Origin of the sequence: Halogeometricum borinquense DSM 11551, from assembly GCF_000172995.2 — an archaeon.
Classification (GTDB): Archaea; Halobacteriota; Halobacteria; order Halobacteriales; family Haloferacaceae; genus Halogeometricum; species Halogeometricum borinquense.
Genome location: NC_014731.1, coordinates 148,554 through 168,798, shown reverse-complemented (window position 1 = coordinate 168,798; position 20,245 = coordinate 148,554). Strand labels below are relative to the sequence as shown.

Genomic DNA, 20,245 nt, shown 5'->3' with positions numbered 1-20,245 from the left:
TTCTTCCGCGATAGTGTTACCTCCAATCTGATCCACGAGGAACTGTTCATGAAGAGCTGCATCAGACAAGTGGCAATTGAGAAACGGTAACATGAATCAAGGTGAAGATAGTGCTTGCAGACGGCACGACTACTTCAAACAACCACAATAATAGAAAGATTTATATCTAATATGGGTAAACAGCCCATTAGCTGAATTATAAGAAAGGAGCTAGCTTGTAGCTCCGTTACACCCCTCCCCCCTCGTAATGAGAAACGACGGAAACGTGGGGTGGGTGTGTCTCCAAGTATCTCCTTTCTCAAGAACGACGGAAACACGGGGGCCCCCAACATAACGACCATTTAACCTGTCCCACCGCTACGTCTGGCAGTCTATCCTCGTACAGAACGACGGAAATCGGGGGTGTGGGTGTTCACTCAAGTCCTCAGTCACACCTGTTAGTTACTTCTCTAACAGTTCTATCAAGTTCCCTTCTGGGTCACGGACAAACAAAATCCGACTTCCAGTGTCCGTCGTCTGGGGTCTGCTCACCGACTCCACCGAGTTTGGCAACGACTCGTAGAACGAGTCAATATCTTCAACAGTGAGTCCGAGGTGTGCCGTCCCCGGACGGTTGATGCTCGCCTCTCCACGACTCGCACCCTCGGGTTCGTATTCAATGAGTTCGACGCGGACACCATCAGCCTCGAGGTGGGCGAACTGTCCGGTCGCTCCATCGACACCGACTGCAGTTGAGAAATTCTCACCGGAGACGGTGAACCGGTCCAGAAGCGTGAGATCGAGCGTCTCTTGATAGAACTCGACGGCGTTTTCGAGGTCTGAAACCGTGATTCCAACATGATGTGCGCGAAGTTCTGCCATGGGATCCCGGTACTATCTTCACGACTGAATAGGCACCGAATCGAACCGTCTCACAATATGTTCAGAAAGAGAAGGATCACGCCGGGAACGAGGAGAATAAGGACGAAAACGAGATGATCCGAATCCGGCACAAGAGCCGACTACGGTACCGAACCCGGCTTACAACACTGCGCGTCCGTTTGATCCGTCCATCTGTTCACGCGCCGCTTCGCAGATGACTTCTTCGGGGCCGACAACGCAGTCACGGCGGATGTCAGGATACGTTCCGTCGAGGACTTCGTCTACGAATCCATCGAGTTCGGCGACCTCCTCGAGCGACATGCCTTCGAGTCGTTCGCTCAGCATGCTAGCAACGGCGCTACTGACAGCACAACTCTCGCTTTCGAACGCGATGTTTTCGATGGTTCCGTCCTCGGCGACATCGACGTGGAACTCGCCGTCGTCACCGCAGGAGGTCTCTTCTGAGTGCTTCGTGAACGTCGGATTCGAGAGCCCGCCCGTATTCTGTGGGTTACGGTAGTGTTCGTACACCAAGTCGTGGTACTGCTCGGAGGCGAGGTGCGAGTCCAGTTCGTCCCGCGCAACGTCGAGTGCGTCAAGCAACTGGTCTATCTCGTCGGTGGTGTTGTAGACGTAGAACGACGCACGAACGGACCCAGGGATATCGAGCCTGTCATGCAGGGGTTGCGTGCAGTGGTCGCCCGCGCGGACGGCAATGCCGCGTTCGTCGAGTAACGCCGAGAGGTCGTGGCCGTGGACGCCGTCGAGGTTGAATGCGACGAGCCCCGACCGCGCTTCACCAAGCGGTGGGCCGTACACTTCGACGTCGTCACGCTCGGTGAGACGTTCGAGCGCGTACTGTGCGAGTTCGTTTTCACGCTCCTCGACGAAGTCCATCCCGACGTCATCGAGGTAGTCAGCAGCGGCAGCAAGGGCAATCCCCTCCGCGATGGGCGGCGTACCTGCCTCGAACTTCCACGGGGGCCGGTTCCACGTCGAATCCTCGTAGGTGACGTGCCGAATCATCTCGCCACCGTAGAGAAACGGTTCCATGGATTCGAGGAGGTGATGCTTGCCGTACAGACAGCCGACCCCGGTCGGTCCGGCCATCTTGTGCCCCGAAAAGGCGTAGAAATCGGCATCGATCTCCTCGACATCGACCCGTCGGTTCGGCACCGCCTGTGCGCCGTCGATGAATACGAGCGCGTCCTGCTCGTGGGCTAACTCGGTCAATTCCTCGACGGGATTGACCGTTCCGAGGACGTTCGAAACGTGAACAATTGACATAAGTTGCGTATCGTTGTCTATCAGCTCCGCCGCGTGTTCCAAGTCGAGTTTCCCGTCGTCGTCCACGCGAATGAACCGCACGTCGGCACCAGTTCGCTTTGCAACTTGTTGCCATGTGACTAATGACGCGTGATGCTCCATCTCCGTCGTGACGACGTTATCGCCCGGGCCGAGTTCGTTCAACCCGACGCCGTACGCCACGAGATTGATGCTCTCGGTCGTGTTCTTCGTGAAGATGAGTTCCTCGCGTCCGCCCGACGCACCGATGAACTCGGCGAGTCTATCGTGGGCTTCTTCGTAGGCGACGGACGCCTCGTGACTCAGCGTGTGGATTCCGCGGTGAACGTTGGCGTTGTATCCGGCGTAGAACTCCTCAAACACGTCGTAAACCTGCTCTGGGGTCTGCGTCGTCGCGGCATTGTCGAGGTAGACGAGTTGTTCGTCACCGACTGACCGACTCAGTATCGGAAAGTCGTCTCGTATCGCGGCAATATCTTCGTGCATACTGCGCCCAACCAGCACAGCAACTTAAATTTTCACTATAGTCTTGGGAATTTCCGGAAATACTTTCCTAGTTCTAACACGAGTCAGAACCAACGCGATTTGCTCTGGCACGTTCGTGAATCGTTTGAACGCCGCTATCCGTTCCAGCGTTCGCAGAACGCAATCAACCGCCAATAGTACACAACTAACTCCAGCAATCTCCGTACACCCAACTTCAACAACCTCGGTACAACTAACTCCAACTACCCACGTACAACTAACTTCAACTACCCACGTACAACTAACTTCAACTACCCACGTACAACTAACTTCAACAACCTCGGTACAACTAACTCCAACTACCCACGTACAACTTTGTCCACAGCACACGAACCAAACACGGCCAGAATGCCGTGATCGCGGACCGTGACCGTGGCTTTTCGACCGTGGCTTTTCAGAAGTTGCCGCGAATAATGGATGCCACGCGCTCGCGGTCGAACAGTTGTTCGTCTTCGGGTATCTCCGGGTACGGACCCTCGGCGTACGTCGGCCACGCACCGAACTGGTCGGGATAGAGTTGCTTTGCCGTCATCTCTATTTGGAACAGGTTGAGAATCGGGCCTTGGTACCGTGCGCCTTGTGCGTACACTCGGTCGTTCTTTACCGCAGCAACCTCTCGTGTGACGTTGTTTCCGCCGAGTCCGTCTCTGATATCCGCCATGCTGGTTTTTGGATGCATCCCACCGAGTGCGAAGATCACGTCTGGGTTAGCATCAAGCAATGTCTCTGCATCTACGGTTGATCCGGACTGCACGTCGTCACCGAACGCGCCAACTGCGCCCGCGGCGCGCGTGTGTGCCGTCAGGAATCCGGGCGTGTCCAGTTTATACGCGTAGATCTTTTCGAGGTCGCTCGGACCGATCAATACCGCAGTCGGTCGCGCTTCGACCGGTGGCAGTTCCTCCTGTACGGTCTCGACCAAGCGTCGGTGGATCTCGGCGAGCGCCTCGTAGCGGGCCTCTTCGCGGAATACCTGTGCGACTCGTTCGAACATCTCCCACAGATCGTAGTACTGGTAGTCGTCGGTCCACGCTTCTGGGGGCGTGGCGTGTCTATCGCTGTAGTAGTTTCCGAACCACGGTGCGATATTCTCACCAATCGCTTCGACATCGTCCGCATTCCAAGAGTCGAGCGCGGAGACTCCCGCCGGGTCAGCGAGATGCACATCGCTATCTAGTTCGTAGAGCTTCTCCTTGCTTGGCTCCCACGAGGAGTACAGCCCCTTCCAGTCGAGTGTGACGCCGGGAAGACGCGGCGTAAACTGGTTCCACAGCGCGTCGTAGTATCCCGGCGCATGCATCGCGTTGACGTCGTCACCGCGACCGAGTGCGAATGCCATCCCCGCGAGATGCGTCAGTCGCGTGAATATGCTCTCGGGGACGCGTTCGAACTCGACTTCTCCCATCGGTGCCATCGACACCGTGTAAGGGTTAGTTGCGTCCGTCTCAGTCTCTGAATCGCCCGATGAGCCGGACTGGTTCGCTGTCTCCGTATTCGTCTCCGTCGTCGTTGACTCGGAGTCGGTCGGTGCGTTACCCGCACATCCCGAAAGCAACCCGCCCGTGAGGACCGCACCATACTTCACGTACTCGCGTCGCGTCGGTGCATCCGTCTCGTTCGCGTCTTTCGCCATATGATTTTGGCTGGCCTAAAATATGATAACTCCTCCGATAACTGGGCGAAGCAAGAATTTCTCTTGTGGGTAAATCTTGGACCAAGCGGCCGGTGACAGTGACCGGCTGCAACTCCCCGTATTTGCCTCTTTTAGCCGTTAGCGACCTGTCTCCCGACGGTTATTCGCCTTGCTCCGTGATCCAAACGCAAACATGGCTAACAGCGCACCGACTAGACCAACCCCGCCAGCGATAGTGAGTGTGTCATCCACGGTGCTTTCTGCATTATTGCTCGAACCTGAACCCGCCCCGCCGCCATCACCAACGACGACTGCACCTTTCATTCCCATCGTCTTGTGTGGGGCACAGACGTACCGGTGGACTCCGGACTTCTCGAATGTGTGTTCGAAGGTGTGGCCCGTCTCGCCCACCATTTCGCTCTCGAAACTACCCTCTTTAGCCGCGACGTTGTGCGTTCCCCCCTTGCCGTTCCACTCCCAGACGACGGTGGTGCCGGGGTCAACACGGACAGCGGCCGGACCGAAGGCGAAGTTTCCGCCGTTCCCCGTTGCTCCGACAGTAACTGTTATCTCGTTTTGTCCGGTTCGGTCAACTGTCCCATCGAAGTTCGAGACGTCGGTAAACCAGTCGCCGTACTCGGGTTCACTGGCCTGTTCTGCCGATGCTCCGTCTCCGTCGTTTTCGCTGTCTCCGCTGTTTCCGCTATCTCCGTCGTTTCTATCATCTCCACTGCTTTCGCTCCCATCGTTCCCACCGTCACCGGCACTTCCAACGACTACTGCTCCCTTCATCCCCATCGGTTCGTGCGGTGTACAGGCGTACTTGACGATCCCTTCTTTCTCGAACGTCTGCTCGAAGGTATGACCCGTCTCGCCCACCATCTCGCTTTTGAAACTTCCGTCTTTGGCGACAACGTTGTGGGACCCGCCTTTGCCGTTCCACTTCCAGACGACGGTTGTCCCGGGATCAACGCGAACGGCAGCCGGTCCGAAGGCGAAGTTTCCGCCGTTTCCCGTTGCTCCGACGGTAATCGTAACGGTGTCTTTCCCCGTTTTATCGACGGTGCTGTCGTAGTTGCTGGTGTTTTTGAACCAGTCGCTGTAATTTGGCTCCCCGGATTGTGCGGTTGCGGTTCCCGCCGTCCCCGCGGCTACTCCTGCCGTGACCGCACCTGCGGCACCGCGCAGTACTGTTCGCCGACTGATGCTGAGATTGCTTGCGGATGTCATCGTTCTGTATTTCGCCGTCGTTAGTGTCGTTTCTCGTCGTAGCTACTGCTCTGTCACGTCGTAGCTACTGCTCTGTCACGTCGTAGCTACTGCTCTGTCACGTCGTAGCTACTGCTCTGTCTCGTCGTGGTTACTGCTCGTATCCCGCGTACTGCATCAGTTGGTCGAAGATGTCCGTGTTCATCGCTTCCTTGTAGACGACCCCGGTGAGCATTCCGCCGGGGTAGAAGTTCCCGTTCATCACGTGCTCGACCTTGTGGCAGTGCATGAGGTAGATCCCTGGATCGGCGTCCGCGGTGAACTCGACTGTGTGGCGCTCCGCAGGCGCGACGTTCGTCACGTCCATCTCGTGGCGGGCAGCCTCCGGAACTGTTCCACCGTCTTTCTCCACGCGCTGGAAGCGGTGGTTGTGGATGTGCAACGGATGGCTCATGTAGCCGCCGTTGACGAAGTGAACTCGCACTGAATCGCCGTGTTCGACGACAAGCGGTGACCCGTCCTCTGGATGGAGTGTTCGCGGCGCAACTTTTCCGTTGACTGTGAACACGTCCGGCGTCCGGTTCCGCGGCGAGTAGGACACATCCTCGCCCGCCATCATACGGTTGAGACGTGAATCCCACTCTTTGACGGTCATGAAGTATTCCTTGTCGGCTGGTTCGTACCCCTTGGGATCGACCCGGAAAATGCCGTACATCCCCATGTCGATGTGGCGATGCGTCTGGAAGTGGCAGTGATAGAGGTGTGTCCCCGGCACGTTCGCCGGAATCGTGTACGTATGCTTCTCGCCGGGTGAGACCGTAATCCCGGTCGTCGTCGGGACACCGTCGTCTTTCCACGCCTTCCGGGCACCGTGGAAGTGTACCGTATGCGGCCGCTTCCCGTCCGTATTGTCCAGCGTTACCTCCATCTCCTCGCCTTCGGTGGTTCGGATTATGGGGCCGGGAACGGAGGGGTCGCGGTCGTCGGCTTGGAACGCCCACACGCGCGGTAGTTTTACCGGGCCGCCCATCGAGTCGAGTGGATGCGCCTCGTGAACGGCTGGCTGGGTCTTCAGCGTCACCTTCCCGCCCTGTTCGTCAACGTTGACGACCTCCGGTGGACTGGTTGTCGGAAGACTGCTATCGCCGCCGTTGGCTGTCGTCGAGGGTCGAGCGGCCTTCGCGCTCGCTTGGTTCGTCGGGGCTTGGCATCCGGCGAGTGCGGCCGTGCCCAGGCCGCTGGTCGCTGCGAGGAACTCTCGTCGGGAGAGGCCCGTTCCGGGGGCACCAATGCGATCTCTCATGAACAGGTGAGCATAAAACGACCCGACAAATAGCGGGTCAGGCCGGTTCCTGCCGACCGAAAAGCGGCGCGAACACGTTCGTGACCCTCTTTATATATCTCGCTGTCTCCGGTCGCTGTTCGTTTTTCTTGGCACCCGACTCGTGTTCCGGACAGACGAACGTGTTCGGAATCTCACCTCGCATCCAACGCGGCGACGATTAGATACAAAAACAGGAGCGACCCACCCAACGCCAGCACGTGGCCAAGGTTCGTTAGTGGAGGGGCCCCCGCACCGATACCGACGAGTTGCGCGAGCAGTCCGCCTGCGAGTGCAATAACCGAGTAGAAAGCACTTCGATTCGACGCGCCCGGGAGATTTCCAACAGCGGGCGGATAGAACTGGTAGGTAACGCCGACGATAGTGAGACCGAGAAACCCGAGGAGATTCAGACGCAGATGCGCACGTACGAGTGACGGCAACATCCTACTGAACGCGAACAGGAGACCGAGAGTGATGGCGAGCACGCCGAATCCAGCCCCGGCGAGGACACCGTAGAATCCGACGCGACGTCGATCAGAGCGGATGTACAGCGTTCCGACGGCGGTGGCGAATCCGGCCACGGCGACGGCTTGGACCAGCGCACCGAGCTGAAACAGCCACCCGCTACCGAGTCCCGCGGCCAGTAGCACCGGGCCGACTGCGCCCGTAGAGAGAACCACACCGACGGGCCAGCGCGGTGGGTGGGCGACCATAAATCGGGGGAGCATTCGGAAGCCAAGAGCAAACAACATCACGCCAGCGGTTCCCGCCGCAAGTAAATGCGTCACCTGCGGCGGATAGCCGTCGAGAAAGGGTGGCAAAGCGGTGTACACCGCGAGCGTCTCGTACGCCCCAATGAGTAGATACAGCAGCGCGACCGGGACGAATCCGTTTGCCAGTCTGTCTACCGGCCGCCGTTCAGCGTTGGCGTCGCCGGTCGCCGTTTCGCGTCCGGTCGGATTTTCTCGGATCGTCCAAGCGAGGGTAAAAAGAAACGTTCCGATACCTAGACACCACAGGATCGCACCCGCCGCACCGGTCCACGGCGGTCCGACACCCAGCGATGAGGCGACTAGTCCGCCCGTTCCGACAGCAACGAGCGGGAACTGGACGGCGGGCGCGTACGGAAACGCCACCGTTCGATCGAAGTACGTCGGAACGAGCGAGTACGCCTTTCCGAAGATGACGTGTAAGACGAATCCGAATAGTCCCAAAACCACCTCAGTCCGTCGCGGGATTCCGACGACGACGCCCGCTTGCCACCCTGTGAGGAACACAGCACTCACGAGTACGTACCGTCTGGACCACCGCGAAATCATTGCTGCCGTCACCCGTCTCCACCCGCTATGCGTTCGGTGTCCCTTCTGTTTCTCGACGGTACATCGGCCATGTTTCTCAACAGAACGCCAGCCATGTCTCACCGTTCGACTTCGCCGAATGTAGGATTCCACCCGAAGACGTTCGGAACATGTTCGGCCGCGTTTCTTTCCTCGTTCGTCGCGTCCGTTCAAATGAAGATGCACTCATCTCACAGTTCGGACCACGGCCACGACGAACCGACACCAGTCACCGACCGCACGCACGATAACTCGTGGTCGGCCAACCTCGAACAACCGCAGCACGCCGTGGACGTTGATCTGGTCGTCTCACAGGCGATAGACGCTATCGAGCACACGGAACCCGGAAACCACGTCAATCTCGTCACTCACGGCGATCACGGCCATCCTTCGGAGTACCTCTTCGACGCGTTGGACGAAGCCTACGGGGACGACCTCTCGTGGGAACACATCCAGCAGTGCGGGTGCGGTGGTCATGTCACTCGCGTATACGTTGAGTGACGTGCTTTCACCGAACTGAGAAAACGATAGAAGCGTGATTTCCGAGGTTACTCGACGACGACGACGCCTTTCATGCCCATCGGCTCGTGCGGCGTGCAGGCGTACTTGTGCGTTCCGCTCTCCTTGAACGTGTGTTCGAAGGTGTGTCCTTTCTTATTGACTTGTTCGCTCTTGAAACTCCCGTCCTTGGCAGCGACGTTGTGAAAGCTCCCCTTTCCGGTCCATTCCCAGACGACGGTCGTCCCACTTGAGACTCGGATTGCAGGCGGGGCGAACGCGTAAGCACCACCGTTTCCTTTGGCACCTACTTTCACGGTCACTTTGTCTTTTCCAGTAGCGTCGGTGACGCTCTCGAAGTTACTCACGTTGTCCATCCATCCGCCGAAGTCCGACGACCCACCGGACGATTCGGCCGCATCACCGCTTTCGTCTTCGGCAGTTTTCGTACTCGAACTGTCTTCTTCGTTCTCCGGTTGTTCGGTACTGCCGTTTCCGCCTCCGGTACACCCAGCTAACGCCACGCCCACGACGCTCGCCCCAGTCGCTCGGAGAATCGTACGACGGTTTACCGATCGGTCGTCTCGTTCCATAACATCTGAACGTAACCGGTTGTCTCCCTCAAGCTTGTGATGAATCTATTCGCTTCGATGACTGTACCTCTCGGTGTCGGTCAGTACCGACCGATTCGATCTATCGGTCGGTGCTGAACAGTTCAACTACCGTTTGCGCTGTTCGGTCCGCTGATTTGTCAGTCTCTAACATCGATTCGGGGGCGGCGAGGATTTCGTCTACGATTTCTGTCGCCATCCGTTCGACAATTCTCCGTTGCTCGGTCGTGAGTTCTCCCTCCGATTCGAGCGTAGCGAACGCACGCTCCAACTCGTCCCGTTTGATACTCTCACCACTGGCGCGGATCGTCTCTTGGGCTGTCTCGATGTCGAGTTCGGTTCCGGAAATCGAATCAGCGGGTGCGTCAGCGGACCGTTCAGTCGGCGGTCGATGCATCTCGTGCAGTGAACGTCTGTTCGGGTAGTTGGCCCTCGTACCCGTCGGGGACGTAGTCACAGAGGGGGTCCGACTCCAAGGGGTCTTGCGTGTACGCGAACGCCCGTGATCGACTCCCGCCGCAGAGATGCCGAAACTCACACGCACCGCACTTACCGCGGAGTGCGTCGGGATCGCGCAACGACCGGAATAAATCCGAATTCCGGTAGATGTCTACGACGCTTTGCTCTCGGACGTTTCCGGCTGATTGCGGCAGAAAGCCCGATGGGTACACCTTGCCGATGTGACTGACGAATGCGAACCCGTTGCCGGCGGTGATTCCGGCCCGCCGACCGATACTGTCCGCCGACGGCCGGTCAGTCGAGTCGCTTCCACGCTGAGCGACGACGCGCCGGTAGTGCGGGGCTTCGGTCGTTTTGACTCCGAACCGTGCTTCATCGGCCACGTGGCTTAACCACTCCATCACGCCCTCGGCGCGTGCTGGTGAGATAGGGTCAAGGACGCGTCCGCGTCCAACTGGGACGAGGAAGAACACAGACCAGAGTACTGCACCTAAATCCTCAACCAACTGGCGTATCTTCGGGAGTTCGTCCACCGTCTCCGCACACACGGTTGTGTTCACTTGGAGCGGAAGCCCGGCCGACTTCGCCGCCTCCGCCGCGGCGACCGTCTGATCGAAACTCCCGTTCTCTTTTCGGAACGCGTCGTGTGCCTCCGCGGATCCGCCGTCGATACTGAGTGCAACACGCTGGAGTCCCGCGTCCGCTAGTTCATCGATGCTGTCACGGGTGAGGGACGCCGTTCCGCTCGGCGTCAGCGTCATTCGAAGACCCGCGTCGGTTCCGTACTGTACGAGTTCGGCGGCATCCTCCCGAGCAAGTGGGTCCCCACCCGAGAGGACGACCAGTTGCCCGTCACCGAACTGGGCCGCCTCGTCGAGTAGTTGCTGTCCCTCCGCTGTGGTGAGTTCGTCCGGATGGCGATTCGGTTTCGCGTCGGCCCGACAGTGCTTGCAGGCTAACTCGCACGCCTGCGTGAGTTCCCACACGAGGACGAACGGTCGCTGAGACGTGTCGATCGCTCTGGGATTCATAGTGGCAACTCCGATTGCTGTGTGCGAAAGCGAACTGCCGAACGTGTTCGGGACAATCGTCTGCATCCTTGCCGACTGAGTGACTCGTATGGGAGTCCTGACACGAATTGTCGAAGAAACGGGCGCACCGGATGACCGGCCGATGGAGACGCTCGACACGAGGGAGCTTCCGCCACCGAAACCGCTTCGCAACACTCTCGAACGGGTGACCGAACTAGACGATGAAACCGTTCTCCTGCAGATGAACGACCGTGCGCCACAGCATCTGTACCCGAAACTGACCGACAGAGGCTACGATTTCGAGACCGTCGAAGCAGACGAGTTCGTTGCGACGGTTATCTGGCACACGCCTCCCTGAACCGGAGTCGAGTATTTTAGATCACGGACGCGGTTGGCCGGTCGCGTAGAGTCGTTTGCCTCAGGCGTGCGTAATTCTCACGTGCCACTCCTCGCTCCCCTCCTGCGATGTTTTGTACGTGAATCCCCGCTGTTCGAGTACGTCGTAGAGTGGAACTGGCTCGAAACTGTTGACCAGTACCAGCGTTTCGTGTTCGCAGAGCGTATCAAGTGCTGCCACAATCTCTCCGAACGGTTCACCCTCTATCTCTCGTACGTCTAGTTCGCGGGTTTCTCTCTCGGGCATCTCTGAGCTCATACACGGTATTTCTCCGAGTCAAAGATACCCCTTGTGCCGATAGTGTTCGTCGCAACCTCGACCCGCTGCCAGTTTGGCCGAACATGTTCGGCAATATTACTTGGTATGGGACCTGAATATATTCGATTGAGACAATGCCACGAGCAAATCTCACGGTGACGATTCCCGACGGTATCTGGATCGGCGACGTCACACGTGCGCACCCGGACGCGACGGTTCGTATCTTGTCTGCACTCACTGGCGACGAAGCGGGAGTGGGACTCGCAGAGATTACGGCTCCAGACTTGCAGGATGTCGTCTCCGACATCCAGGACAGCGATTCGGTGGTCGAACTCGAAATCCTCCAGCAGTACCAGGATACGGTACTCGTCCAGTTCGAGACGACGATGCCCTTGCTCCTCTTTCCGGTACAGGACTCGGGCGTTCCGTTGACGATGCCTTTTACAATTCAGGACGGGCAGGCGGAGTGGGAACTTACGGCTCCACAACACCGTCTCTCGGAACTCGGAACGCAACTGGATGAGTTCGGTATTCCGTTCACTGTCAACGAGATCCGACAGCATATCGAACCCGAACAGTTGCTGACCGAACGGCAGTTACGCTTGGTGAGTGCTGCCGTCGAACGTGGTTACTACGACACACCGCGGGAGTGTTCGCTCACCGACCTCGCCGAAACGCTCGAACTGGCGAAGTCAACGTGTAGCGAGACGTTGCATCGCGCCGAGGAGAAGATTGTAAAGCAGTTCTTGGAGGACCTCGACGGGACGACGATAGAATCTCCACACCCATGAGATGCCACCTGCCGTCTCCCCATCTCAACCAGTAGTACCGCTTTGCGGACTTGGTTCCGCTCACTCCAGACGACGGGACGAAACTCAGACAGATGGCCTACCAATTGACTCCGAAACAATCGACTTTAGCCCGGACAGAATCTATGGAACGTGACCCGTTCGCTCCCGACGCGCCGGACACACAAGACGTGTTAGACGCACTTGATGATCCAGACTGCCGGACGATCATCGAACACATCGATGGAGCGATGACGGCAAACGACATCGCAGACGCCTGTGATGTCCCGCTTTCGACCACGTACCGAAAGCTCGATCTCCTCAGTGAGGCGTCACTCCTCGAAGAGCAGGTCGAGTTGCGAACCGATGGCCGACACACTACGCGATACATTCTCGCGTTTGACGAAGTCAGAATCACACTCACCGAAGACAACGCCATCGAACTGATCATCGAACACCGAGATCAGTCGCCCGAAGAGCGTCTGTCCGAACTGTGGTCTGAGGTGCAAAAAGAGACATGACCCCGAACGTCGCAACGGCGCTCGTCGTTCTCAAGACGCTCGCCCTCCTGCTCGGTGGGTCTATTACGTATCATGCATTCAAAGCGTACAGGCGGACTCGATCACCGGCGCTTCGGGCGCTCGCAATCGGTTTCGGCGTTGTTACCCTCGGTGCTATTTTTGGGGGCGTCGTCGATCAACTTCTTCCGCTCGACCCGAATCTCGCGCTCGTCGTCGAAAGTCTATTTACCACTGTCGGCTTCGGGATTATCCTCTACTCGTTGTACGTTGACTGATATTCCTGTCCGTCTCTGTCTTCTACTCGCGCTCCGTTCTCCCGAATGGCCCCGTCTCGGACGGCTATACGTCCAACTGAATATGTTCGGTACACCTCCCGAGCGCTGAGAACAGTCCCTATCATAAACACCGACCGGCTGGAACCCTCAAATTGGTATGAAAGTCAGTCGCCAAACGATTGCGAAAGCGCTCGTCGCCGTCTTCATCATCAATCTCGTGGTGATGGGTGTCGGCGCGTACTACTCTTCGCAGCACGTTCCGCCCATCCCGAAGGAAGTCGTCGGACCGGACGGCGACGTCATCGTTACTCAGTCACAGGTACAGAACGGGAAGATAGCGTTCCAGAAGGACGGACTGATGAACCACGGCTCCATCCTCGGTAACGGAGCTTATTACGGAGTCGATTACACGGCCGACGCCCTGGACTTGAAGGTCCAGTATATGCGCGAGTACTACGCGCAAGAGCGTCACGGGTCGGCGTACGAGAAACTCGATACTGCCGAACAGGCGAGTGTGAACAGCCTCGTTCGTGCGGACTTAGACGAGTCACTCGCGAAGAACACCGAGACGATTCGGTACTCGGCCGCTGAAGTGTACGCCCATGAGCAGGCCCGCGAAGAGTATGTCCAGCGATACCACGAAGGATCGGCCGAGCGTGGCCTCCCAGCGGACTTCATCGGATCGGCTGAAGACGCTCGTCGGTTCGCCGACTTCGCGATGTGGACGGCGTGGATCTCTCATACGGATCGCCCCGGAAGCGATCACAGTTTCACGAACGAGTGGCCGTACAACCCCGCAGCCGGTAACGCTCCGACCGGTTCGACGATGACGTGGAGCGTCATCAGCATGGTGTTGCTGGTTGCGGCCGTCGGTATCGGCGTCTGGCTCTACAACTCGGTCGAACTTCCCGAACCAGAGATAACGAGCATCGAAGTCCCACCGCCGGACGAAATTTCGCTTTCGCCCAGCCAGCGTGCCGCAACCCGCTTTATCCCGCTCGCGGGGGCGTTGTTCGCACTCCAAGTGTTACTCGGTGGATTACTCGCGCACTACTACGTCGAACGCCACGCCTTCTTCGGCATCGAGAAACTGTTCGGTGTCGAACTCATCAGTGTTCTCCCCTTTTCGCTGGCAAAGACGTTCCACTTGGATCTCGCTATTCTCTGGATTGCGTCGCTGTGGCTCGGGGCCGGACTGTTCCTGCCGCCACTTCTGACTAACTACGAACCACCTCGTCAGAAGACGTACATCCACGTCCTGTTGGGTGCGCTCATCGTCGCGGCCGTCGGCGGACTTGCGGGCATCTGGTTCGGCGCGCAAGGATACATCGACGGCGCACTCTGGTGGATTCTCGGCAACGAAGGACTAGAATATCTGGAGGTCGGTCGCCTTTGGCAGGTCGGCCTGCTCGTCGGATTCGTGCTGTGGACGGCGCTCGTTTGGCGGGGATTCAGGCCGCTCATCAAACGGGAATCCCGCTACGGTCTCGCCCATCTCATCGTTTACGCGGGCGGTTCTATCGGCCTTCTGTTCACCGCTGGGATGCTCTATACCCCGCAGACGAACATCGTGATGACGGAGTTCTGGCGCTGGTGGGTCGTCCACATGTGGGTCGAAGGCGCGTTCGAGTTCTTCATCGTCTCTATCGTCGGCCTCACCCTCGTCAGCATGGGGCTCCTGAAAAAGCGCTCTGCCGAGAAAGCCGTGGCGTTCCAAGCCCTGTTTGTGATGGGATCGGGTGTGATCGGCGCGGCGCACCACTACTGGTGGGTCGGCCAACCCGACGTGTGGGTTCCGCTCGGATCGGTTTTCTCCACGCTCGAACTCATTCCGCTCATCCTCATCCTGTTTGAGGCGATGGGGCAGTACCGAGCGCTGGCGACCAGCGATGACGGATTCCCGTACACGCTCCCGTTCATGTTCATCATCGCCAGCGGGTTCTGGAACTTCGTCGGCGCTGGCGTTCTCGGCTTCTTCATCAACCTCCCGCTCATCAACTACTACGAGCACGGGACGTATCTCACGGTCGGGCACGCACACGCAGCCATGTTCGGTGCGTTCGGTTTCCTCGCATTGGGGATGGCGACGTACATGCTTCGAATTTCCGCAAAGCCCGCTCAGTGGACTGGCAAGCGTCTCCGGTGGGCGTTCTGGCTCTGGAACATCGGGTTAGCGGTCATGGTGTTCGTGAGCGTCCTTCCCGTCGGCTTCCTGCAGTTGGAGACGGCGTTTACGCAGAGTTACGCCGCCGCTCGGAGTCTCGCGTTCTACAACGGTGAACTCGTCCAGCTTCTATTCTGGGCGCGCCTCCCGGGCGACACGATGATTATCCTCGGAACGCTCGTGTTCGCCTACGACATGGTGAAAAAACGGTTCACGCTCCGTCCAGTCTCGACGCCCGGAGAAGCGCCGTCGGGGACAATTCCCGACCGCGTGATGGCTGAAGACGACGACTGAGCCGTTTCTCGCTCTCCGATTTTTTCTCGCACTGATTTTCCCACACTGCTTCTCCCAGTTTCTTTTTCTGCCTCATCGATTCCTCCTCAACTCCACTTTATCCACTCCCCTAATCCTCTCTCCTCTCACTCTCTCAACTTCTCAACTTCACCTAATCCTCTCTCCTCTCACTCTCTCAACTTCTCAACTTCACCTAATCCTCTCTCCTCCCATTCTCCCAACTCGACTGCCTCGGTTGGAATCGATTTGGTATTAAACCGTGGTGGGAACACCTTCGGTGCCGTTCCGGTTTTATAGAACCGTGAACGCGGTTGATTGTTGTACCATGGGTACGCTCACGTGTGAGGTAACTGCCAATGTTCGCAACTACGCGTCGACGTGTCCTGCAGGCTCTGGGTGTCGGTGGTACAGCGTCCGTTGCTGGCTGTAGCGGAGAGGCATCCGAAGCAACCGAGGCAATGACGAAAACCGCCCAGTCCACAGCACAGTCTACGTCAAAACCGACGGTTGACAAAGTAGCGGCCGACCCGACGGATATCCCCGACCCAGTCGATTGGAGTGAACCAAAACATCACGATGTCACGCTCGAAACCAAGGAGGTGACCGCCGAGATTGAACCGGGCGTCACGTTCAACTACATGACGTTCGACGGACAGATCCCCGGTCCGATGATTCGTGTTCGGCAGGGCGATACCGTCTCGTTCACGCTGAAGAATCTCCCGGAGAACGACATGCCACACAACGTGGACATGCACGCCATCTACGGAACCGGTGGTGGGAGTGTCGCCACAACCGCCGCGCCCGGCGAGGAGAACTCAGAACAGTTCAAAGCGATGTATCCGGGAGCGTACATCTACCACTGTGCCGTTCCGAACCTCGACTATCACATCTCGGCTGGGATGTTCGGGATTATTCTCGTCGAACCGAAGGAGGGACTCCCCGAGGTTGACCGCGAGTTCTACTTCGGTCAGCACGAACTCTATACCGACAAAGAAGCCGGTACGAAGGGCCATCACGGCTTCGACTTCGAGGCCATGGCTCGTGAGGATCCGACGTACGTCCTCCTCAACGGTGAGAAGTATGCGTATGCCGCGGCCAACCGGGGGCCCTTGCAAGCGAACGTTGGAGAGACGGCCCGCGTGTTCATGGTGACTGGTGGGCCGAACCTTCAGTCGAACTTCCACCCCATCGGCAACGTCTGGTCGGATTGCTTCCCGAACGGATCACTGTCGATGGAGCCCCACACGCACATTCAGACCCAGGTGGTCCCGCCGGGAAGTACGATGGTCGGGACGATGGAGATGCCCGTTCCAGAGCGTATCAAACTGGTTGACCACGCCCTCTCGCGGGTCGCTCGGAAGGGCAACCTCGCTGAGATTGACGTGACCGGCAAAAAGAACACCGACGTATTCGATCCTGAGGTAGACGGTTCCGATGAAGGACCCATCTACGGCGGGGGTGGAGAATAACTGCGCAGTGCAACTGCCGGTTTTCCACTCTCCCCCGTTCGGTACCCCTCCGAACGTGAGAAATCCCCGCGTTGGTGCGAACAACAAGCCTCTCCGACAACGGGCTATTCTTTCCGCCTCTTGTTGTGGCCGTTTTAGATTCGAGAAATACGCCAATATCACACGATTAATATGGTGTCAAATAAAACGAGAGATATGAGTAACGAGGTTCTTAGTCGCGGATTGGAGGATGTCTCTGTGGCGGAGACACGTCTCAGTCAAATCGATGGTGAAGTCGGTGAACTTACTATCGGGGGGTTCCCGGTCGATGAACTCGCAGTCAACGCGACGTACGAGGAGAGCGTATTTCTCTTGCTGCACGACCGACTTCCGTCCAGCGAAGAACTTGACGACTTCCGCTCGGATCTCGCCGCCCGTCGCGGAATCGGCGACGAGGTTCACGCCGTCCTCCAACGAGCTGCTGACGAGCAGAAACCAGCGATGGACGCCCTTCGAATGGGTGCGGCCGCGGCTACTCTCGGAACCGGAGACGAGGACGTAGACGAAGATATCCGTCGTATCGTTGCCGTCTTCCCGACTATTGTCGCAACGTACTGGCGGTATCTACAGGATGAAGACCCGGTCGAACCACGTGCGGAGTTCAGTCACGCTAAGAACTACCTCTATATGCTGAACGGCGTGGAACCGACCGATGACGAGGTTCGCGGACTGGAGACGTACCTCAACACCGTCATCGACCACGGACTGAACGCCTCGACGTTCAGCGCCCGAGTCGTCGTTTCGACCGAGTCGGACGTTGTGTCGGCGGTGACCGCCGCCGTCGGGACGCTGAAGGGACCGCTCCACGGCGGCGCACCGGGTCCCGTCCTCGACATGCTTCAGACGGTTCACGAATCCGGTAATCCTGAGGAGTACGTCCGCGAGACGCTGGCTGCCGGCGAGCGATTGATGGGATTCGGTCATCGCGTCTACCGTGTTCGAGACCCCCGTGCGGCAGTGCTTTCGGAGGCCGCCGAACGATTCTACGAAGCCAGCGATGACGACGAGTTCTTCCAGACCGTTACGTCGTTCGAGGATGTTGCTGTCGATATCCTCGAAGAGCATAAACCGGACCGTCGCTTGCAGACGAACGTCGAGTTCTACACTGCTGCGCTTCTCCACGGTGTTGGTGTTCCGAAGGAACTGTTCACGGCAACGTTCGGTATCTCCCGCGTCGGTGGTTGGACGGCCCACTGCCGCGAGCAGTTAGAAGACAACCGTCTCATCCGTCCCCGGGCACGCTATGTCGGAGAAAACGACCGGACGTGGACTCCCGTTAGTAACCGGTAATCTGTCTCTGTTGCGGCTTTCTGGGCTGAAACACACCTCGGTTGCGTAGCGGTACCGAGCGTCTCTTGTAAGATTGGTCGTCGCTGGTGAATCTTCTGTGCATCTTCGAGCGGCCGTTGCCTCGTAACTGGGGCTGTCGTTCGGTGCCAGTACGTCGTCTACTTCTATTTGAGCAGCGTCTAATCCGGGATTGTCCATATGGTATGACAGGGAAAACTGCTGACTGAGTACGACTCCAAGACCAGCAGCAGTTGCCAGTACGATTGTTTCTAGGAGAGTCTGGGGACGGAGAAGCTTCGAGGCAAGGACTGAAGACGCAGCTGTAATACTGAATTGTGCGAGTGGGCTCCTACGGATAGAGAGATTCATCTCCTATATGTCTCGAAATTGTCTAAAAAAGCGTCCGATAGACCCCTGATCTGTATACCACTTGGCCGTGACCGACTTGCACTCTGTATTCAGCACGGCTTCGAGGCACTGTCTAGTTAAGCCAGTTTGAGGAACGAGCAGGTCGTTGAGTTAGTTGGTCAAGATGCTCGCAGACCTGCTCAGCGAGTGCTTTGAGACGGATTATGAAGAAACTTGGGAGCGTGAGCGGACGGCGACACCCGTCAGGGTGTTCGCCGTCCAGCTCCACGCGACCGGGTGTTCGCTTAGAGAGACAAAAGAAATTCTTCGAATACTCGGCGTTGAACGCTCTCATCAAGCTGTTTGGCAGTGGGTACATCGACTGGCTGACAGCGGTCACAACCCGCCTGAGGCAACGCCGAAGCGGGTTGCGGTTGATGAGACCGCTGTCAAAATCAACGGTGAGTGGTCTTGGTTGTACGCCGCAATAGACATCGAGACGAAGCTGATTCTCGATGTCGAGTTGTTTGGACGGCATGGTACCGATCCGGCTGCTGCGTTTCTCCATCGACTTTCCGAGAAACATGATCTCTCAGATGCTGTGTTTCTGGTTGATGGCTACGGCTATCAGACTGCCCTCTCTCGATTAGGATTGAGCGGTCGGCTTGACTACGTCGAGCGAAACCTCATCGAAAAATGGTTTCACACCCTCAAAATGCGAGTCGACCGCTTCCATAATTCGTGGGTGGGCAGTCACGGAAGCATCCGCGAGTGGTTCATACAATTTGCGCAATACTATAACTTTCAACGACCGCATCAATCGCTCAACGGACGTACGCCGGTTGAGGAGGTCACTAACTAGACAGTGCCGGCTTCGACAAACTATCACTAATCGATTATTTCAACAGAGCCACCAAATTCTTTGCTCTCTCGGCATAGAACGGTCTCACAAGCTGTTTGGAATGGATATATCGGCTGGCTGACAGCGGTCACAACCCGCTGAGGAAACGACGAAGCGGGTTGCGGTTGACGAACCCGCTGTCAAAATCAATGGTGAGTTATATTGTCTGTTAAATACAATATTCTCTGAAACAAAGCTGGTTCTTGACGTCGAATTATTTGGACGACAGGGAACCACTCCGGTTGCGCCTTTCTTCATCGATTCTCGGAGATACTGATCTCTCAGAAGCTGTGTTTCTCGCTGGTGGGTATGGATATCGGACTGTCGTCTCCCGATTAGGATTAACCAGTCGGCTCGACTACGTCGAACGAAACTATCGAAGAATATTGTTTTACACCCTCACATGCGAGCCGACTGTTTCCATGATTTCTGGGTGAGATGTCACGCGAGCACCCACAAGTAGTTTATACAATTCGCGCAATACTATGCTTCCGACGACCGCATCAAGCGCTCGATGGACGAACACCGGCTGAGGAAGTCACTACGTAGACAGTGCTATTGTCTCTCTATTTAGATACTACTCAATGTAGTTTCATCTTGAGTATTTTGACAGAATGATTGTCTCTATGTTGTATTTTTTGACTCCTGTACTGTCTGATCAACTGTGATCTCTGCTTGATCAGAAGCCGAATTAATATCGAATAACTA

General features: G+C 57.3%; 19 protein-coding genes and 1 pseudogene. 10 read left to right on the top strand and 10 right to left on the bottom strand.

Features of this window, described 5'->3' with window-relative positions; translation table 11 throughout:
* Positions 1-441 precede the first annotated feature (441 nt).
* The 6 genes from HBOR_RS16560 to HBOR_RS16535 all read right to left on the bottom strand — a co-directional run bounded on the left by HBOR_RS16560 (position 442) and on the right by HBOR_RS16535 (position 8,176).
* A complete protein-coding gene (locus tag HBOR_RS16560) occupies positions 442-861 on the bottom strand; it encodes a VOC family protein (RefSeq protein WP_006054660.1) in 420 nt (139 codons plus the stop codon).
* A 159-nt stretch (positions 862-1,020) separates the two neighbouring features.
* Positions 1,021-2,652, bottom strand: a complete 1,632-nt coding sequence (locus HBOR_RS16555) for a SufS family cysteine desulfurase (protein ID WP_006054661.1) — start codon at positions 2,650-2,652, stop codon at positions 1,021-1,023.
* Positions 2,653-3,085: 433 nt separating this feature from the next.
* Positions 3,086-4,324 carry an ABC transporter substrate-binding protein gene (locus HBOR_RS16550; RefSeq protein ID WP_006054662.1) on the bottom strand — a complete coding sequence of 413 codons (1,239 nt, stop codon included), beginning with the start codon at positions 4,322-4,324 and terminating at the stop codon, positions 3,086-3,088.
* Between the two features lie 138 nt (positions 4,325-4,462).
* A complete protein-coding gene (locus HBOR_RS16545; RefSeq protein WP_006054663.1) occupies positions 4,463-5,554 on the bottom strand; it encodes a halocyanin domain-containing protein in 1,092 nt (363 codons plus the stop codon).
* A 130-nt stretch (positions 5,555-5,684) separates the two neighbouring features.
* The gene (locus tag HBOR_RS16540; RefSeq protein WP_006054664.1) at positions 5,685-6,836 is read right to left on the bottom strand and encodes a multicopper oxidase domain-containing protein; all 1,152 of its coding nucleotides are present in this window, start codon (positions 6,834-6,836) and stop codon (positions 5,685-5,687) included.
* Positions 6,837-7,009: 173 nt separating this feature from the next.
* Positions 7,010-8,176: a hypothetical protein gene (locus HBOR_RS16535; protein ID WP_006054666.1), complete on the bottom strand. Its 1,167-nt coding sequence runs from the start codon at positions 8,174-8,176 to the stop codon at positions 7,010-7,012.
* A 192-nt stretch (positions 8,177-8,368) separates the two neighbouring features.
* On the opposite strand from HBOR_RS16535, the gene HBOR_RS16530 reads away from it, so the two are divergent.
* Positions 8,369-8,695 carry a CGCGG family putative rSAM-modified RiPP protein gene (locus HBOR_RS16530; protein ID WP_174261601.1) on the top strand — a complete coding sequence of 109 codons (327 nt, stop codon included), beginning with the start codon at positions 8,369-8,371 and terminating at the stop codon, positions 8,693-8,695.
* Between the two features lie 47 nt (positions 8,696-8,742).
* On the opposite strand, the gene HBOR_RS16525 is transcribed toward HBOR_RS16530, so the two are convergent.
* From HBOR_RS16525 to HBOR_RS16515, 3 genes are all read right to left on the bottom strand, one after another.
* Positions 8,743-9,285 carry a halocyanin domain-containing protein gene (locus tag HBOR_RS16525; RefSeq protein WP_006054668.1) on the bottom strand — a complete coding sequence of 181 codons (543 nt, stop codon included), beginning with the start codon at positions 9,283-9,285 and terminating at the stop codon, positions 8,743-8,745.
* Between the two features lie 100 nt (positions 9,286-9,385).
* Entirely contained in the window at positions 9,386-9,700 is a 315-nt protein-coding gene (locus HBOR_RS16520) for a glutamyl-tRNAGlu reductase (protein ID WP_006054669.1), read from the bottom strand.
* Positions 9,681-10,793, bottom strand: a complete 1,113-nt coding sequence (locus HBOR_RS16515) for a TIGR04053 family radical SAM/SPASM domain-containing protein (protein WP_013440767.1) — start codon at positions 10,791-10,793, stop codon at positions 9,681-9,683. Before HBOR_RS16515 ends, HBOR_RS16520 begins: the two co-directional genes overlap by 20 nt.
* An 88-nt stretch (positions 10,794-10,881) precedes the next feature.
* Between HBOR_RS16515 and HBOR_RS16510 the strand changes: the two genes are divergently transcribed.
* Positions 10,882-11,151 (top strand): DUF2249 domain-containing protein, encoded by a 270-nt coding sequence (locus HBOR_RS16510; RefSeq protein WP_006054671.1) that lies wholly within the window; start codon positions 10,882-10,884, stop codon positions 11,149-11,151.
* A gap of 60 nt (positions 11,152-11,211) precedes the next feature.
* Here the strand turns inward: HBOR_RS16510 and HBOR_RS16505 are convergent, their stop codons facing one another.
* Positions 11,212-11,448 (bottom strand): DUF2249 domain-containing protein, encoded by a 237-nt coding sequence (locus HBOR_RS16505; protein ID WP_006054672.1) that lies wholly within the window; start codon positions 11,446-11,448, stop codon positions 11,212-11,214.
* Positions 11,449-11,582: 134 nt separating this feature from the next.
* Here HBOR_RS16505 and HBOR_RS16500 point away from each other — a divergent pair, with 134 nt between their 5' ends.
* The 8 genes and pseudogenes from HBOR_RS16500 to HBOR_RS20385 form a co-directional block, all read left to right on the top strand.
* The gene (locus HBOR_RS16500) at positions 11,583-12,239 is read left to right on the top strand and encodes a helix-turn-helix domain-containing protein (RefSeq protein WP_006054673.1); all 657 of its coding nucleotides are present in this window, start codon (positions 11,583-11,585) and stop codon (positions 12,237-12,239) included.
* A gap of 143 nt (positions 12,240-12,382) precedes the next feature.
* The gene (locus HBOR_RS16495) at positions 12,383-12,757 is read left to right on the top strand and encodes a winged helix-turn-helix domain-containing protein (RefSeq protein WP_006054674.1); all 375 of its coding nucleotides are present in this window, start codon (positions 12,383-12,385) and stop codon (positions 12,755-12,757) included.
* Positions 12,754-13,032: a DUF7521 family protein gene (locus HBOR_RS16490; protein WP_006054675.1), complete on the top strand. Its 279-nt coding sequence runs from the start codon at positions 12,754-12,756 to the stop codon at positions 13,030-13,032. The genes HBOR_RS16495 and HBOR_RS16490 overlap by 4 nt, the downstream gene beginning before the upstream one ends.
* Before the next feature lie 157 nt (positions 13,033-13,189).
* Positions 13,190-15,490 (top strand): nitric-oxide reductase large subunit, encoded by a 2,301-nt coding sequence (locus tag HBOR_RS16485; RefSeq protein ID WP_006054676.1) that lies wholly within the window; start codon positions 13,190-13,192, stop codon positions 15,488-15,490.
* Between the two features lie 356 nt (positions 15,491-15,846).
* Positions 15,847-16,959 (top strand): copper-containing nitrite reductase, encoded by a 1,113-nt coding sequence (gene nirK, locus HBOR_RS16480; protein ID WP_013440765.1) that lies wholly within the window; start codon positions 15,847-15,849, stop codon positions 16,957-16,959.
* A 195-nt stretch (positions 16,960-17,154) separates the two neighbouring features.
* Positions 17,155-18,288 carry a citrate synthase/methylcitrate synthase gene (locus HBOR_RS16475; protein WP_006054678.1) on the top strand — a complete coding sequence of 378 codons (1,134 nt, stop codon included), beginning with the start codon at positions 17,155-17,157 and terminating at the stop codon, positions 18,286-18,288.
* 532 nt (positions 18,289-18,820) lie between these two features.
* Positions 18,821-19,498, top strand: a complete 678-nt coding sequence (locus HBOR_RS16470; RefSeq protein ID WP_013440764.1) for an IS6-like element ISHbo1 family transposase — start codon at positions 18,821-18,823, stop codon at positions 19,496-19,498.
* A gap of 55 nt (positions 19,499-19,553) precedes the next feature.
* A pseudogene (locus HBOR_RS20385) lies at positions 19,554-20,086 on the top strand (IS6 family transposase); the annotation flags it as partial.
* Positions 20,087-20,245 lie beyond the last annotated feature (159 nt).